Consider the following 16,074-nt stretch of genomic DNA (forward strand, 5'->3'; position numbering starts at 1 on the left):
ATAAGGAAAAAATGAAGCGAGCCTCTGACACATAAGCGTCAAATCTTTGGTCATCCTAGAAAAAGGGTAAAGTGGCGAAAGGAGAAGGATTTGCGACTGTGAAAACGGAAACAGATAGATTTTTTCAAAAATTTGAACTTTGATGAACTTGACAAATACGGTTCCTTTTTCGATTGGAGAGGAGTATCCTTATAGTAAGGGAAATAAGTAGAGGGAACGGATAAAGAGGAGGAAATGTAGTGAGCGATCTATTTGCAGCTATAAAAAATCAAGTAGAGAAACATCAGCCGACGATCGTTTTGCCTGAGGGGACAGATGAGCGAATTTTAGAAGCGGCGATTAAACTTGAATCTGATCAAGTCGTTAGACCGATTCTGATCGGTAGTGAAGAGGAGATTAAAGAGAAGGCGAAGCAGTTACAATTGGATGTAGCGAATGTAACGATTATGGACCCGTCAAGCTATGATGGAATGGATAATATGATCCAAGCCTTTGTTGAGCGAAGAAAGGGAAAAGAAACGGAAGAAACAGCACGTGAAAAGCTTGTTGATGTCAACTACTTTGGAACGATGCTTGTCTATATGGGAATAGCAGACGGTTTAGTAAGTGGTGCTGCTCATTCTACGGGAGATACGGTACGTCCAGCTTTGCAAATTATCAAGACACAGCCAGGTATAAAGAGAACGTCAGGTGTGTTTGTTATGGTAAAAGAGGACAAGAAGTTTGTATTTGGCGATTGTGCGATTAATATCGCGCCAAACAGTGATGAGTTAGCTGAAATTGCTATTGCAACGGCTGAGACGGCTAAAGTGTTTGATATAGATCCAAAAGTAGCGATGCTAAGCTTTTCGACTAAAGGATCAGCTTCGTCGATCGAAACGCAAAAAGTATCTGAAGCAACGAAGCTAGCGCAAGCAGCTCGTCCTGATCTTGTTATTGATGGGGAGTTCCAATTCGATGCGGCGTTTGTACCTGCTGTCGCGCAAAAGAAAGCTCCTGATTCACCATTACAAGGTCAAGCGAATGTGTTTATTTTTCCGAGCTTAGAATCAGGAAACTTAGGCTATAAGATTGCTCAACGTTTAGGTGGTTATGATGCAATTGGACCGATCTTACAAGGGTTGAATAAGCCAGTGAACGATCTATCTCGTGGTTGTAATGTTTCAGATGTATATAAGCTTTCCTTAATTACGGCGATGCAGGCGATTAATCAGAAATCGACTGTAACTAAATAAGAGAAAGAGCTAAAAGGTGAGCTTATCTTTTAGCTCTTTTTAGTGTTTTACAAAAGGAAGAAAACTGAAAAGAGCTTTCGTTATTCTGTTTTTCCATTCTTTTTCCACAGTATGAAAAAGCAAATCTTTATTCACACTAAAAGCAACATACTTGAAAAGGGAAGGATACACATGGAGATTAAGCAAACACGCCCTTTTTTCATACTTGGTATTGGTCATGCGATCTTATTTCTCATTACGTTTGTACGTTTTAAAAAGAAAACGATAGCGTTGTTATGGATTTCGATTGGATTTACGTATTTATTTGAATATGTTGTGTTAAATTGGCTACGAATGTACCGGTATAAGCCAGGGGTGTTTCGGAATGCTTGGGTTGATAGTGTATTCGGTGCTTTTCTTTCTCAAGCGTTCTTTGTACCTGTTAAGGCCGTATTTATTACATTGTTTCAATTTGGATGGAAAACCAAGGTTGGGTTAGCGATGTTGTTTGGTGGGGTGGAAGTGATTTTTTTAAGAAAGGGAGTTTTTATTAATCGGACGTGGAGGACACCATTCACAATCATTGGTATTATTTTTTATTTTTGGTTTATCGATCAATGGTGGGTAGGTTTTCGTTCTTCGAAGAGGAAGCTGTTCGCTGTCATTTCAGTCTATTTAAGTAATGTGATTCATTATACGAATGTGCTGTTTTTTTCTTTTGCTTTTACGAAGTTATTTCGTTTTCAATTTCCGTATCATACATCAAGAAGTAAAGATATGGATCATTTCATCGTTGCACCTACCTATGCATTAGTTGTTAGCCTTCTCCCAACTATTAATACATTAACAAAAGGTAGGTTTAAAGTGATTGCGCTCTGTTGCACCCTTCTCCTTGATCAATTGCTTTTTCGCTTTAAGATTCTGAATATAAGACATTCCAATATCATTTTCTTTTTCATGCTTCATTTTGTTATGCTTTTTGTTGGAGATTACACGTATTCCTTTCTTCTTGGAGTTCAAAAAGAAGCGGTTAGAGAGGATGCTATTTGAGCAACAAGAGGATCCTCAATCCAATATGCGGTTAGTGATTGAAAGGAATCCTTACCGCTAATCAGGCAAAATCGATGAAATAACTGGTGAAAAGGAAACAAATAGAGGGATGAGGGGCCGTTCAAAGCTAACTGATCACAGTTGCGATGGTTTCGCACATTGATCAAAGGGCGCTGGAAAAGTTTTAAATTAGACCTTCGCAGCGCCCTCTGCTGCACAGCTTTTTAGAGTACCTTTTCATTTCGCTTCCTTAACCGAGCTTGTTGCTCTGAAAACCAGGCATGCTCTTCTTGAGAAAAGGCTGCCGTTGAAATTGAAACGTTCTCTTGAAGCATCGTTTCGAGTAGGAGATGCAATCCTTTCGTGATATCAATTTCATCATTAAGTAAAGAGGATAAGGACGCCATTGTTGCAGGATTGATGTCTGGATAGGTAAACTTAGTCGGTGATTGCTTCACAGCGTGTTCATAAAATGAACGAATGAGGCGAGCACGGTCCTCGCCACTACCTGTCAAACATAAATAAATTTGAACAGCCACTCCGCCTCGGATGCGTCTTTGTGATATGCCGGCGAATTTCTTGCCATTAATACTAAGGTCATAGCTACCAGGACAATAAGAACCGATAATTTCCCTTGCTTCAATGTTAACTTTATAAGGTGAGAGAGCTTTCTGTATAAAGCGGTACATCAAGTCGTATCCAAAATCGATCGAAATCGATTGGTTTCCCTCCATAATAAGAGAGACATTTAATATGCCGGGATCAAGAACAACTGCTAGGCCACCTGAATTTCGGACGATGACTTCATAACCTGCTGAATGTAAGTGTTGAATGCCATTATTGATATAAGGAAGGCGGCTATCTTGAATGCCGAGCACGATCGTTTGATGATGAACCCACGGTCGTATAGTTGGCATGGAATAACCTCGTCCAACAAAGGCACATAATGTGTCGTCATAGGCAAATGAATCGAGTGGTGGAAAATGTAAACCTAATGTTGAATGGTCAAGCAATCGCCATTGCTTAGAGATGGATGATAAGGTTTCGCTCATGTGTAGACTCCTATTCATTAAGATAAGCTCGTTATATTATAGCATGTCTGCCTTTTTTTCGTGCAAAAAAGCGGGAGGTATGTTAAAATAGTCGCTAGGTTTTAAAAGTAAGATGAACTATAGATGAAAGGAACCGAGATATGGCCAATGAATTTCGAATTTGTGACGAGTGTCAAGCAACGAACATTAAGACGCTTATGCCCCGTTTAAAGAAGCTCGATCCTACCGCGACTATCGATATTCGTTGTCAATCGTATTGCGGTCCTGGACGAAAGAAGTCGTTCGCATTTGTCAATAATCGTCCTGTAGCAGCTCCTGATGAGGATCAGCTGTTAGACAAAGTAGAAAAGAAGATTAAATCAAAAGTTGTCTCTTCTTCGTAAGAGCTTATTGCTAAGAGTGTCGCTTTACCGTCGTGTAAAAGTGGACACTCTTTTTTAAAAAGATAAGAATTTAATCAAGGTAGCTTAAAGTCGATTCTGGGAGTGTCGGCTACGCTCGTTACACGTAGCACTTTCAGAAATGCTCAAACCGTTGTAACGGGTCAGCATGACGCACTTAAGAGAAGAGCGTTGCGCAGTTTTTCTTAAGTGTTTCTTAAGACACGTAAAGTCTTTTCTTATATAATAGTAGTAACGTCGAATATGAGAGGATGAACTATGAGTAAATATGGTGTATTAGCAGAGGAGAAGGTGTTTAAGGATCCTGTTCATCGGTATATCCATGTACGAGATGAATTAATCTGGGAGCTAATTGGAACGAAGGAGTTTCAGCGGTTACGACGAATTCGACAGCTTGGGACAACCTATGTGACCTTCCATGGTGCCGAGCATACTCGCTTTAATCATTCGTTAGGGGTATACGAGATCACAAGGCGAATGGTAGAGGAATTTACGGGACGCCCTGATTGGAATGATGAGGAACGATTGCTCGTATTAACAGCTGCGCTTCTGCACGATATTGGTCATGGCCCTTTCTCTCATTCATTTGAAAAGGTGTTCGACACTGACCATGAGGAGTGGACGCGATCGATCATCTTAGGTGATACGGAAATCAATGATGTCCTTTCTCAAGTTCGACCGCAATTTCCGAAAGATGTTGCAGATGTCATTGAGAAGACGTATTCAAATAAGCTTGTGACAAGTATGATTTCAAGTCAAATTGATGCAGATCGAATGGATTATTTACAGCGCGATGCTTATTATACAGGTGTGAGCTATGGTCATTTTGACATGGAACGGATTTTGCGGGTCATGAGACCGAAAGAGGATCAAGTTGTCATTAAGAATAGCGGTATGCATGCTGTTGAAGATTATATTATGAGTCGTTATCAAATGTATTGGCAAGTGTACTTTCACCCAGTCACAAGAAGTGCAGAAGTGATCTTGAGCAAAATATTAATGCGGGCGAAAGACCTTTATGAGCAAGGGTACTCCTTTATGCAAGAGCCAAAACATTTTTATTCAATTTTTAAAGGAAAAGCGAGCTTGGACGATTATTTACGGTTAGATGAGGCGATTGTCTTGTATTATTTCCAAGTTTGGCAGGAAGAGGAGGATCGCATTTTGCGCGATCTTTGTGTAAGATTTCTAAATAGACGTCTTTTTAAATATATTGAATTTAATCCAAACGATCGAATGGATGATTGGCTCGTGCTACATGATTTGTTTAAGCAGGCTGATTTACAGCCAGATTATTATTTAGTGTTGGATTCCTCGTCTGATTTGCCTTATGACTTTTACCGACCGGGTGAGGAAGAAGAGCGAGTACCGATTCATTTGTTAATGCCAAATGGAAGGCTACGAGAGCTTTCACGACAATCAGACGTTGTTGAGGCGATTTCTGGCAAGAAGCGAACGGATCATAAGCTGTATGTGCCACTTGATCGGTTAGAGGACGAAGAAGAGTATGGTGAGGTTAAGCGCAAAATACGAAAGATTTTAGATATATAATGAAAAGGGAAGAGGGATAACGATGCTGAAGGATCACGCCAATGTGATGGGGCTATTTTTGCAGGCGGGAGAAATCATCGGCAGAAAAAAACTGCAGAAAATGATTTACATTGCGAAGAAGCTGAATGCGCCTTTTTCAGAGAAATATACGTTTCATATGTTTGGACCGTATTCGGAAGAGTTAAGCTTAAGGATGGAGGAGTTGTGTAACTTAGGATTTGTCGTTGAACGTAAAGAGGATAAAGGTCATTACGTTCAATACCGTTATACACTTTCTACTGAAGGTGAGAGGTTCTTAGGTATGTATCCGAATCAGTCTCTCTCGAAGGAGTTAGTAGAAGCGTTAAATGACAAGAGCTCACGTTTTTTAGAGCTTGTTTCCACGTTACTGTACTTTGAAGATTTGGATATGGCTGAGCAGAAGGAGAAGGTTCATACATTAAAAGCTAAGCAAAACTATAGTGATGAGGAATTAGATGAAGCATATACCTATATACATATGTTGCGTGGACTGTTGTCATAATAGTATGTGGAAAGGATGATGGTTTGATGGACTTATTAAACAATGATAACCTTAAGAAGACAACTGGCTTTAATATTTTAAGCGGGGATTCTACAGATGGACATGGTGGATACGGTGCAGGGGTGATGAATTTAGATAATGTATCACCTGTTTTCGTTTGTCCAGAGGACGATGAGGCATTTGTTGATATGGGAGCTCTTCATGCTCGTTCTGCCGTCGAGAAACGAATTAAATTTCTGAAAAATAAGGAAGACGTACCGAACGGCAAACTGTATTGGCTCGTTTGGGTATCGATTGAATATAAGGATAAGAAGCCTTATTATGCCGGTGTGGCAGGTTGTGAAATGCTCGTTGACCGTGAGATCCGCCGAGGCTATAAGAGTATGCCAGAGCATGTGAACAAGATGGATAAATCACTAAAAGGAAAAATTGTTGTTGATGATATGGATGCAAAATCAAAGAAAATTCTTGCCCGGTTTTTGAAAGAGCATAATGAGGCGATGTGGGAGCATTCTTCTGAGGAGCTACACTCGGTTTTGTTAGGGGATAAGAAACGATAAACTTCTTGGCGGTCATGAAAAGTCGTTGCGCCATATTTCTTATCAGAACGCTGATTGATTGTAAAGGGCAAATTGCGTTTAAATTTGAACGATTTTTGAACAGTGATTGCGGCTATTGAGCTTTTCTGTCAGAGCGAGTAAACTGAAGGAAGTATAAACGCACATTTATACTAGGACAAAAAAAGCTGATCTCCAAAATGGAGGTCAGCTTTTTTGACTGTTTTAGTTTCCAAACCAGCGGAAGAAGCGATCAATGATATTCTCTTTATCATGGTCTTGCTCTTCGTCTGGCATGGCATCTTCTTCTGACGGTGACTGGCACGGGGTAGTTGGCTCTGTCCCTTCGAGAAAGTAAGTTGTACGATGGGTTGGACAGTCTTCTGTCGCTAATAGGCCAGTGAATGGATCCATTTCAACCCCAATAACTCCATCTGGGACGTCAAATGGAATCATATCTTGACCTTCCAAGGCATGCTCTGTGAATTGCGCCCAAATCCTCTTGGCAATTTGAGCTTCAGAGGAGTCGATCAGGTGGTCACGGTCATAGCCTACCCATACACTTGTCGATAATTGTGGTGTGAAGCCGACCATCCAACTATCAGTGGGGGTTGATCCTGATTTGCCAGCAACTTCACGAGAGAGGAAATGCGAAATAGAGCCTCCCGTGACGGAAGTGTAGCCATTTAAATAAGGGTCGAACATCCCCTTCATCAAATCGGTTGTAATATAGGCTAAACGAGGATCAAGAGCAGGCTCTAGCTCTGGTTCAGATTCATATAGAATCTCTCCCTCAGAATCGACGACTTTTCGAACGAGACGAGGCGTGACGCGTTGCCCGCCGTTAGCGAAGGCACTATAGGCTGTAGCTAGCTCTAATGGGTTTACTTCAGCTGCTCCAAGAGCGAGTGAAGCTCGTTCTGATAATGGACTTGTCATTCCTGTTCGATCAGCAACATCAACGAGCTTATCCATCCCAAGTAAGAGGTGGGTCTTAATGGCATAAATGTTATCGGAATAGGCCATCGCTTGTAGCAAAGTGATAAAGTCATTGGCATAATTGTCATTAAAGTTACTCGGTTTCCATACTTCACGTCCTTCATCTAATGTAAAGGTCGTTTCTTCACTTAATAGGGTAGAAGCAGGTGTATAGCCATTCTCGAGAGCAGCATAATATAAAAATGGCTTAAAAGTCGATCCACCGTGTCTCTCTAAATCAGTCGCACGATTAAAGGGGCTATCATGGTATTCCTTTCCACCGACGAGAGCTTTTACATCTCCTTGCATTGGATCAAGGGCGACAAGAGCGACTTGTAAATCGTTATTTGGCATTTCTGCTTGAACGAACCGTTCCGCCTCTCGTTGCATATTCGGATCAAGTGTCGTATAAATCCGTAAGCCACCGATTTCAAATAAGGTCGGCTCTAGTCCGATCTCTTGAATAAGCTCACGTTCAACAGCATCTTGAAAATATGGACCAACAGTTGTCGTTGCTTCAAGCTCGTCATGATCAAATACAAGATCCTCAGCATATGCTTCATCTGCTTCGACCTGTGTGAGTACTCCTGTCGCTACCATTGATTGTAAGACGACACTTTGTCTTTTCTTCGCCCTCTCTAAGTCAAATAGAGGAGAATAGTAGCTAGGCCCCTTTGGAATACCGGCAAGCATGCTTGCTTCAGCGAGGGAAAGCTCTTGTGCTGACTTACCGAAATAATGATAGGCAGCTGCTTCAATTCCATAGGCTCCATGACCGTAATAAACGGTATTTAAATAGCCTTCAAGAATTTGATCCTTGTCATAGTTCATTTCAAGGCGAAGGGAGTACATTAATTCATTCCATTTTCGTTTCCACGTTTTATCATGGCTTAAATAGAGGTTTCGCGCATATTGCTGTGTAATCGTACTAGCACCTTGTACCATAGATTGTGAGCGGATGTTCGCCACCATCGCTCCGCCAATTCGAAAGGGGTCAAACCCAAAATGATTGTAAAATTTCCGATCCTCGACAGCGATAGTTGCATCAATGACATCGTGATCTATTGCTGATAATTCAAGCCAATGTCGGTTTTCGCCTTGGTGGCGTTCTCCTATAATGGATTGATCCGCTCCGAAATAAACCGTCGTTTGTGCAACTGTTAATGGTGGAGGACCTTGCATTTTCGTATAAGAAAGTAAGCCAACCGCAGCGGCAGTAAGCAAAACGAATAAAAGTAGTATGAGTCTAAACAATAACCTTATAAGACGCATTTTTCGTCGCTTGCGTCGATTCAAGATGACTTCCATGTTGCCACCCCCATATAAGAGAAAGGTATAGTTACCTTTATCATTGGTAAAAACATGAAAGCTTAAACGTATGAATTCAAAGAGAACGTGTTGAAATTGCGTTGTGTGCAGTCGTTATTAGATCGAGGTGTACCGAACGAATCTGAATTCACCTACATCCTCTTTCTTTAAATGTCTAAAGGCTTTTCATATATTTTTAAAATAAGGTGCACGTATAAATGCAGATTCTACAAAAAAGAACGTTGCTGATTTTTAATCATTGCTATATACTTTCTTTTGAAAGAAAAGACCTATCGCATGTAAGAATGATGAACAGAACGATCAAATAGAAGTGAATCGTTAATATGAGGTGAAAGTAATGGAATTATGGTATACAGAAAAGCAAACAGAGCGTTTCGGCATTACAGCAAAGGTGAAGCAGACGCTCCATACAGAAAAGACAGAGTTTCAACAATTAGATATGATTGAAACGGAAGAGTTTGGGAATATGCTTGTACTAGATGGAATGGTGATGACAACGGAGAAGGATGAATTTGTTTATCATGAAATGGTTGCTCATGTACCGTTATTTACCCACCCAAATCCGAAACGTGTATTGGTCGTTGGCGGAGGGGACGGTGGTGTGATCCGTGAAGTGTTAAAACATCCGTCTGTGGAAAAGGCGACCCTTGTTGAAATTGATGGGAAAGTAGTCGAGTACTCGAAGAAATATTTACCAACCATTGCCGGTGCCCTTGAAGATTCACGTGTCGACGTGCAGATTGATGACGGCTTTATGCACATTGCCAAAGCGGAAAATGAATATGATGTGATTATGGTCGATTCGACCGAGCCGGTAGGGCCAGCTGTTAAATTGTTTGAAAAAGGGTTCTATGAAGGGATTTCAAGAGCGTTAAAGGAAGACGGGATCTTTGTCGCACAAACGGATAACCCTTGGTTTCATGGTGAGTTAATTTCGCAAGTATATCGTGATGTGCAGGAAATCTTTCCAATTACGAACTTATATACAGCGAACATCCCAACCTATCCTAGTGGTCTTTGGACATTTACGATTGGATCGAAAAAATATGACCCGTTACAGGTTGAGGACAGTCGATTCCATCAAATCGAGACAAACTATTATACGAAGGACTTACATCGAGCAGCGTTTGCGTTGCCACGATTTGTAGCAAAATTAATCGGAAGAGATTAATCAGAATGAAGATGAGCAACCAACAGTGGCTGCTCATTTTTTTCAAAGAGTATGAAAGGCCGGCTAGAAGCTTTAGAGCAGACCACTGAAAAAGTACAAATCAACTTTTCCAATGTCTTTGATTTGGCTGGAAAAGATATGAAGCGCTTCTTGCAACTGAGCTTGAAACTCGCTAAACTATGAAGGATAGAGAGGTGTGCGAGCCAGATGAAAAAGGCGCTAAAACGATTTGTGAAAATACGTTTTCAGACGAAAGTAGAACAGCATGACCATACGGATACGAATGATTTCACAACTAGAGGAGAGATCTTTCATAAAGGTAGTCAAGATTATTTGCGATTTGAAGAGGCAATCCCAGGTTTTGAGAAGGTTCAGACGACGATGAAATGGGATGGACATGAATTAATGCTAATTCGACAAGGTACTGTCTTAATGAGACAAGCTTTTGTTGCAGGTGAAAGAACGTTAGGACGTTATGTGACACAAGAGGCGTCTTGGGAAACAGAAGCGATCACTGAAAAAGTATTAGTACAATGGCCGCGAGGAAAGACACGTGGGCGGATTGAAATCTGTTATCAGTTCTTATTGCAAGGACAAGAGACAGGACGTCATTATGTTCGCTTAACGCTTGAGGAGGAATAAATAGATGAATAGTGTAGAGCAAATGAAGCAGCAATTAAAAGAAGAAATTACGAATGCAGTGAAGGCTGCCCAGTTAGCGGATGATCAAACGATCCCAGAGTGTATATTAGAATCACCTAAGGATAAGGCACATGGTGACTATGCGACAAATATGGCGATGCAGTTGGCGCGAATTGCCAAGCAAGCTCCAAGAGCCATTGCGGAGCAAATTGTCGAGCACCTTGATCAAGCTCGTGCCTCAATTGAAAAAGTTGAAATTGCAGGACCAGGCTTTATTAATTTTTATATGGATAAAGCGTATTTACGTGAGGTTGTCCCGACGGTCTTGAAGGCGGGTGAGCGCTATGGCGAAACCAATATTGGTGCAAATACAAAAATTCAGGTCGAATTTGTTTCTGCTAATCCAACTGGGACGTTACACCTTGGTCATGCGCGTGGTGCGGCAGTTGGGGATGCGCTTTGTCATATTTTGGACAAAGCAGGGTATGAGGTCGAACGGGAATATTATATTAATGATGCTGGGAATCAAATTCATAATTTGGCACTTTCTCTTGAAGCTCGTTATTTTCAAGCTCTTGGGAAAGAGAAGGACATGCCAGAGGATGGCTATCATGGCAAAGATATCATCGAATTTGGTCAGCAGTTAGCCGACGAATATGGCGATAAGTTTGTGCAACAAGCAGAAGGGGAAAGAAGGGCATTCTTTCGAGAGTATGGCTTAAAGAAGGAGCTAGATAAGATTAAATATGATTTGAAGGAGTATCGGGTAGAATTTGACCATTGGTTCTCTGAAACGTCGTTATATGAATCTGGCAAAGTGGACGAAACGTTAGCATTCCTCCAGGAAAAAGGTGAGACGTACGAAAAGGATGGTGCTACGTGGTTCCGTTCAACGTCGTATGGTGATGATAAAGACCGCGTCTTAGTTAAAAATGATGGCTCCTATACGTACTTAACTCCGGATATTGCTTATCATCAAGATAAGATGAGTCGTGGCTTCGATAAGCTTATCAACATTTGGGGAGCTGACCATCATGGCTATATTCCGAGAATGAGGGCGGCGATTGAAGCGTTAGGTTATCGTGCGGAGCAAATGGATGTGGAAATCATTCAAATGGTTAGCCTCTATCAAGGCGGAGAAAAAGTGAAAATGAGTAAGCGAACTGGGAAGGCGGTCACATTACGTGATTTAATGGAAGAGGTCGGAATTGACGCAACGAGATATTTCTTTGCGATGCGTAGTGCCGATACTCATTTAGACTTTGATATGGACTTAGCTGTTTCGACGTCAAACGAAAACCCGGTTTATTATGTCCAATATGCTCATGCCCGTGTATGTAGTATGCTTCGTCAAGGTCAAGAACTAGGGTTGACTTTTGATGAGACGACTGACCTTTCAAGCTTAACGTCCGAAAAGGCTTACGATTTGCTCAAAGCAATTGGTGATTTCCCCGTGGCAGTAGCGGAGGCAGCGACAAAGCAAAGCCCGCATCGTGTGACAAACTATGTCCATGAGCTAGCTTCAACACTTCATAGCTTCTACAATGCTGAGCGTGTCATTGATCCAGAGCAGAAGGAGGCGAGTGCTGCCCGTCTTGCCTTAATGAAAGCAACTCAAACAACGATCAAAAATGCGTTAGCGCTTGTTGGTGTTTCAGCACCTGAAAAAATGTAAATGGATGAAGAGGACTCTGGAAATTGAGTATTTTCAGGGTCCTTATAAGTACTGTTGAGTAAACGGTGTATAGAGGAAAAGAATAAGGTCCAGTTATCGATCAATCCGGATGAAGTGCAACATTTCGTTCGGTTTTTTTTATTGAAAAAAAGCAGCAGCTATTACCCCCTTAACTCTTCTTCAAAACCTATGTATGAAAAGTCGCTTCATGACACAAAGTACAAGTAAGAAAGAGGGGCTAGAAATGAATGAAATGATTCTTGCATTTATTGCTGGGGTAGTCGTTGGTTTCTTGTTTGCGTGGATTAAGCTACCTATTCCTGCTCCACCTGCGCTAGCGGGAGTGCTCGGTATTTTTGGGGTATATGCAGGCTATCAATTGTTCGTATTTGTATCTGCGTATTGGCTGAAGTGAGGCCAATGAAAAAGGACAAATCGAATGTTTTGGGCACGAAAAAAGTTAAAAACCAAACTTTTTCAGTGCCCTTTGAAATAAGGAGGAGAAGAACGTGCCGTATGTTAAAGTAGACAAAGCTCGTATTTATTACGAAATATACGGGAGTGGACAGCCACTTGTTTTTGTACATCCTCCAGTGATGGGACAATTAACGTTTCAATCGCAACGGGCACTTGCCAAGCACTATCAAGTGATTTTCATTGATTTATTCAATAGTGGTAAAAGTACAAAGCATGTGTCTGCTTCTGAGGTAGAGGTTCCGTACTTGGCAAAAATGATTAATAACGTTTTAACGAAAATCAATATCCAATCAGCCGTTATTTGTGGGTACTCGAATGGAAGTTCAGTCGCAACAGAGTTTGCATTAACGTATCCCGCAAGAACAGATGGTCTTATTTTAATTGGCGGGTTTCCTGAAGTATCCTCATTTTTATTGGAGAAGGAATTTAATCTCGGTATTTGGGCAGCAAAGAAAGAGTTGTTGGCTTTGTTTGCTCTTGCTCTACCGAAAGCCCATTTTCGCTCTAAGCGGGAGCAAGAGGAGATGGGAAGATGGATAAAGCGTGCTGATGCGACTGTTCTGAAGGATATGTATGAAGCCGGGAAACGATATGTTGCGACTGAACGTCTTAAGCAGCTGTCCATTCCCGTTCTAACGATTTATGGGAAACGAGATCTGTTTTCAACACCATATCTCGTCTATTTTCTTCAAGAAGTGAAGAAAATTGATGTAGTCATCGTTAGTCAAGTTGCACATCAAGTGCCGACGAAGACACCCGAAGAATGTAATGCGATTATTCATCAATGGATGGTACGTCATATTTAGAAGCTTTGGATTAGAATCACGCTATAAGTAATAAAGAGCCTAGAGAAGGAGGAATTCAACTTCTCTAGGCTCTCGTTTGTTAATAGAGGAACGGCTTAGAACGAGGTCACGTGCACTATGCGGTTCCTCATTCCTTTATTTCCTCCCTGATTCCCTGTTTCAAGTCGTAACGGTTCCTCATTCCGCTATGTAAGCTAAATGAGTCTAAAAGGAGCTATAAAAGCTAAAATAGCGGAATGAAAATTACATTTTCTTCTCAGGAAGCGTTCTTTCTCTGATTTAGAGGAATGAGGATTACCTTTGTTAGTTGGCACTGTCAAGTAGGTTCGCAAAAGCTGTCGTCCACGCTTGATACACGCATTTATGAGCTAACCCCTATTAACGGTTCCGCGCAACGTTTTATAAGAAAAGCCCGTTATCGCGCTTTTCTTATAGCAAGCCTGATACAAGCGTAGCAACCTTTTCTTTACTGCGCTGCATAAATGGACGCTTTTCGTATGCCTTTAAGGTTAAACGCTCGGAGCGTTGCATATCGTATTCGAGGGTATGGAGGACCTTATGAACGAATGATTTTTCATAAATAAGGCAATTAATTTCATGATTAAGGTGAAAGCTCCGCTTGTCAAAGTTTGCTGTACCGATATCACACATTTGCTCATCAATGACAATACATTTCGCATGAAAGAAGCCGCGATAATATTGATAGATACTTACACCCTCTTTTAAAAGGCGTTCGAAATAAGGATATGCCGCTTCACGAACGAGTGGATGATCACTTTTCTTCGGGAGAATGAGACGAATGTTAATCCCTTTTTGTGCTGCATTTAGTAATTCCTTTTGCAGTAATTTGCCTGGAATGTAATAAGGGGTGCCAATGACAATCGATGATTTCGCTTGTCTAATTAAATCGATAAACGTCTCTTCTAAATAACTACCGTCAGTTGGTAAAATGCGTAATGGGATTTCGCCTTTTGTTAATCGCGGATAGTGGCTTTCCTTTTTGATGTACGTTTGCTTAGCGGTTTGCCAATCTTCGAGAAATTGCTCTTGCAAATCTTGGACACCATCACCAGCAATACGTAAATGAAAATCACGCCAAAAGCCGAAAGAAGGGTCTCTGCCTAAATATTCGTCTCCGACATTAAAGCCACCGATATAACCGACTTTTCCATCGATAATCGATATCTTTCGATGATTGCGACGATTGAGTGTGAAGAATAAATATGGAAAAGAAGGAGGATGAGAGTAGGCGATTGAAATACCTGCTTTCTTATACTTCTTCTTAACATGCCTTGAGAGCTTGCATCCAAAGCGATCGACGAGCAGTCGTACAGTCACACCTTGCTTTGCTTTTAATGCTAATGTCGATAACACTTTTTTCCCAATATGATCATCACGAAAAATGTAAAAGAGGATGTGGATATGATCGGTTGCCTCTTTTATGTCTTGAAGCATTTGTTTAAAGCACTCTTCTCCATCTGTCAAGAGCAGGACATCTCCGTAACGAGTTTCCTGTATGTGACGAGTCGCCTCTTTCTTCTGCTTCCTTAAACCGAGTAAGAAGTCAATGCGCATTAAAATAATGAGTGCAGCAATGACAAAAAGTGCGATTAACCATCCATTCATTAAGGAACACCTACCTTTTCTCATAAGGAGATCATTTGATAAGATTCTTCCAACTAGATTACCCCATTTACTTGAAATTCATGTTGGTTATTTTGTAAAATCATGAAAGAATCAGAATTTATAAATGTCACAGAAGGATGTTAGGGGAGAATCGAGGGAAATGTAGGTCAATTCACAGGCGGAGTTGACTTCGCACGTTACCCGTTTTCTGAAAGATCCCCACTTGCAGCAAAACTGAAATCCGCTGTAACGGCTTAGCACATCGCTAATAAAAAAGACGCTATCGCGTTTTTTCTATAAAAGTATGGCTCATTCGTTTGAAATTTAGTATGCTATAAGCAAAATTAGGGGAGGTAGGTTGATGAAAAAGGCAGTAAAATCGCTTGTGAAGGATCCTGAACTGATTCGAAAGCGTAGGGAGCAAATGGTTAAGGCTGCGGTACATTTGTTTACGGAAAAAGGGTTTCATCGCACGACCACTCGTGAAATTGCAAGTGCATCAGGGTTTAGCATTGGTACCCTTTATGAATATATTCGAAAAAAAGAAGATGTTCTATTCCTTGTTTGTGATTCGATTTATGAAGAAGTCCGGGGACGGTTGCAATCGTTAATGAAGGAGGAAGGGAGCGGAATGGATCGGTTAAAGAATGCCGTTTCATCCTATTTCCAAGTCGTTCATGAAATGCAGGATGAGGTTCTTGTTATGTATCAAGAAACGAAATCGTTATCTAAGGACGCACTGAAATATGTGCTGGAGAAGGAAGTACAGATGGTTGCGATGATTGAAGAGGTCATTCGTCATTGTGTAAAAGAGAAAATAGCTACATTAAATGAGAAGCAGATTAAGCTGATTGCGAATAATATAGTTGTTCAAGGTCAGATGTGGACGTTTAGACGATGGTCGATTCAGAAGCTGTATAATATTGAGGAATACACTCAGCTTCAGATCGAAAACCTTCTTTCAGGATTGAAAAATACAAAAGCTATGGAATAAAGCTCATAATTATGTTTATAATGAGAAA

General features: G+C 41.0%; 15 protein-coding genes. 12 read left to right on the plus strand and 3 right to left on the minus strand.

The window, feature by feature from the left end; genetic code table 11:
- The first annotated feature begins 239 nt into the window (after positions 1–239).
- Together pta and JCM9152_RS12260 are read left to right on the plus strand one after the other, a co-directional pair.
- Positions 240–1,235, plus strand: a complete 996-nt coding sequence (pta, locus tag JCM9152_RS12255; protein WP_035344624.1) for a phosphate acetyltransferase — start codon at positions 240–242, stop codon at positions 1,233–1,235.
- Between the two features lie 171 nt (positions 1,236–1,406).
- Positions 1,407–2,264, plus strand: coding sequence for a hypothetical protein (locus tag JCM9152_RS12260; RefSeq protein ID WP_035344626.1), 858 nt, complete (start codon positions 1,407–1,409; stop codon positions 2,262–2,264).
- Between the two features lie 224 nt (positions 2,265–2,488).
- Here the strand turns inward: JCM9152_RS12260 and JCM9152_RS12265 are convergent, their stop codons facing one another.
- Complete coding sequence (locus JCM9152_RS12265; protein ID WP_035344631.1) at positions 2,489–3,316, minus strand: lipoate--protein ligase family protein; 828 nt, start codon at positions 3,314–3,316, stop codon at positions 2,489–2,491.
- Between the two features lie 140 nt (positions 3,317–3,456).
- On the opposite strand from JCM9152_RS12265, the gene JCM9152_RS12270 reads away from it, so the two are divergent.
- From JCM9152_RS12270 to JCM9152_RS12285, 4 genes are all read left to right on the plus strand, one after another.
- Positions 3,457–3,699, plus strand: a complete 243-nt coding sequence (locus JCM9152_RS12270) for a YuzB family protein (RefSeq protein WP_035344632.1) — start codon at positions 3,457–3,459, stop codon at positions 3,697–3,699.
- Between the two features lie 276 nt (positions 3,700–3,975).
- Entirely contained in the window at positions 3,976–5,268 is a 1,293-nt protein-coding gene (locus JCM9152_RS12275; RefSeq protein WP_035344633.1) for an HD domain-containing protein, read from the plus strand.
- A gap of 22 nt (positions 5,269–5,290) precedes the next feature.
- A complete protein-coding gene (locus JCM9152_RS12280) occupies positions 5,291–5,791 on the plus strand; it encodes a YwgA family protein (protein ID WP_035344634.1) in 501 nt (166 codons plus the stop codon).
- Positions 5,792–5,817: 26 nt separating this feature from the next.
- Positions 5,818–6,351: a YwhD family protein gene (locus JCM9152_RS12285; RefSeq protein WP_035344638.1), complete on the plus strand. Its 534-nt coding sequence runs from the start codon at positions 5,818–5,820 to the stop codon at positions 6,349–6,351.
- Positions 6,352–6,573: 222 nt separating this feature from the next.
- On the opposite strand, the gene JCM9152_RS12290 is transcribed toward JCM9152_RS12285, so the two are convergent.
- On the minus strand, positions 6,574–8,634 hold the full coding sequence (locus JCM9152_RS12290) for a transglycosylase domain-containing protein (protein WP_035344639.1): 2,061 nt from the start codon (positions 8,632–8,634) through the stop codon (positions 6,574–6,576).
- A gap of 358 nt (positions 8,635–8,992) precedes the next feature.
- Here JCM9152_RS12290 and speE point away from each other — a divergent pair, with 358 nt between their 5' ends.
- From speE to JCM9152_RS12315, 5 genes are all read left to right on the plus strand, one after another.
- Positions 8,993–9,826, plus strand: a complete 834-nt coding sequence (speE, locus tag JCM9152_RS12295) for a spermidine synthase (RefSeq protein WP_035344640.1) — start codon at positions 8,993–8,995, stop codon at positions 9,824–9,826.
- Positions 9,827–10,033: 207 nt separating this feature from the next.
- Positions 10,034–10,468 carry a YwiB family protein gene (locus tag JCM9152_RS12300; RefSeq protein ID WP_035344641.1) on the plus strand — a complete coding sequence of 145 codons (435 nt, stop codon included), beginning with the start codon at positions 10,034–10,036 and terminating at the stop codon, positions 10,466–10,468.
- Between the two features lie 4 nt (positions 10,469–10,472).
- A complete protein-coding gene (gene argS, locus JCM9152_RS12305; protein ID WP_035344642.1) occupies positions 10,473–12,143 on the plus strand; it encodes an arginine--tRNA ligase in 1,671 nt (556 codons plus the stop codon).
- Positions 12,144–12,387: 244 nt separating this feature from the next.
- Positions 12,388–12,558 carry a XapX domain-containing protein gene (locus JCM9152_RS12310; protein WP_035344643.1) on the plus strand — a complete coding sequence of 57 codons (171 nt, stop codon included), beginning with the start codon at positions 12,388–12,390 and terminating at the stop codon, positions 12,556–12,558.
- Positions 12,559–12,652: 94 nt separating this feature from the next.
- Positions 12,653–13,426 carry an alpha/beta fold hydrolase gene (locus JCM9152_RS12315; RefSeq protein WP_035344644.1) on the plus strand — a complete coding sequence of 258 codons (774 nt, stop codon included), beginning with the start codon at positions 12,653–12,655 and terminating at the stop codon, positions 13,424–13,426.
- Positions 13,427–13,855: 429 nt separating this feature from the next.
- On the opposite strand, the gene cls is transcribed toward JCM9152_RS12315, so the two are convergent.
- Positions 13,856–15,052 carry a cardiolipin synthase gene (gene cls, locus JCM9152_RS12320; RefSeq protein WP_035344646.1) on the minus strand — a complete coding sequence of 399 codons (1,197 nt, stop codon included), beginning with the start codon at positions 15,050–15,052 and terminating at the stop codon, positions 13,856–13,858.
- A 358-nt stretch (positions 15,053–15,410) separates the two neighbouring features.
- Here cls and JCM9152_RS12325 point away from each other — a divergent pair, with 358 nt between their 5' ends.
- Complete coding sequence (locus JCM9152_RS12325; protein ID WP_035344648.1) at positions 15,411–16,046, plus strand: TetR/AcrR family transcriptional regulator; 636 nt, start codon at positions 15,411–15,413, stop codon at positions 16,044–16,046.
- Positions 16,047–16,074: the final 28 nt, after the last annotated feature.

The sequence above is a fragment of the Halalkalibacter hemicellulosilyticusJCM 9152 genome (assembly GCF_000513115.1).
Taxonomy (GTDB): Bacteria; Bacillota; Bacilli; order Bacillales; family Bacillaceae_D; genus Halalkalibacter; species Halalkalibacter hemicellulosilyticus.

Bases quoted from the DNA above. Each gene is read 5' to 3' on its own strand.
- JCM9152_RS12260 (WP_035344626.1), top strand. From the start codon at position 1,407: ATGGAGATTAAGCAAACACGCCCTTTTTTCATACTTGGTATTGGTCAT.
- JCM9152_RS12265 (WP_035344631.1), bottom strand. From the start codon at position 3,316: ATGAGCGAAACCTTATCATCCATCTCTAAGCAATGGCGATTGCTTGAC.
- JCM9152_RS12270 (WP_035344632.1), top strand. From the start codon at position 3,457: ATGGCCAATGAATTTCGAATTTGTGACGAGTGTCAAGCAACGAACATT.
- JCM9152_RS12275 (WP_035344633.1), top strand. From the start codon at position 3,976: ATGAGTAAATATGGTGTATTAGCAGAGGAGAAGGTGTTTAAGGATCCT.
- JCM9152_RS12280 (WP_035344634.1), top strand. From the start codon at position 5,291: ATGCTGAAGGATCACGCCAATGTGATGGGGCTATTTTTGCAGGCGGGA.
- JCM9152_RS12285 (WP_035344638.1), top strand. From the start codon at position 5,818: ATGGACTTATTAAACAATGATAACCTTAAGAAGACAACTGGCTTTAAT.
- JCM9152_RS12290 (WP_035344639.1), bottom strand. From the start codon at position 8,634: ATGGAAGTCATCTTGAATCGACGCAAGCGACGAAAAATGCGTCTTATA.
- speE (WP_035344640.1), top strand. From the start codon at position 8,993: ATGGAATTATGGTATACAGAAAAGCAAACAGAGCGTTTCGGCATTACA.
- JCM9152_RS12300 (WP_035344641.1), top strand. From the start codon at position 10,034: ATGAAAAAGGCGCTAAAACGATTTGTGAAAATACGTTTTCAGACGAAA.
- argS (WP_035344642.1), top strand. From the start codon at position 10,473: ATGAATAGTGTAGAGCAAATGAAGCAGCAATTAAAAGAAGAAATTACG.
- JCM9152_RS12310 (WP_035344643.1), top strand. From the start codon at position 12,388: ATGAATGAAATGATTCTTGCATTTATTGCTGGGGTAGTCGTTGGTTTC.
- cls (WP_035344646.1), bottom strand. From the start codon at position 15,052: ATGAATGGATGGTTAATCGCACTTTTTGTCATTGCTGCACTCATTATT.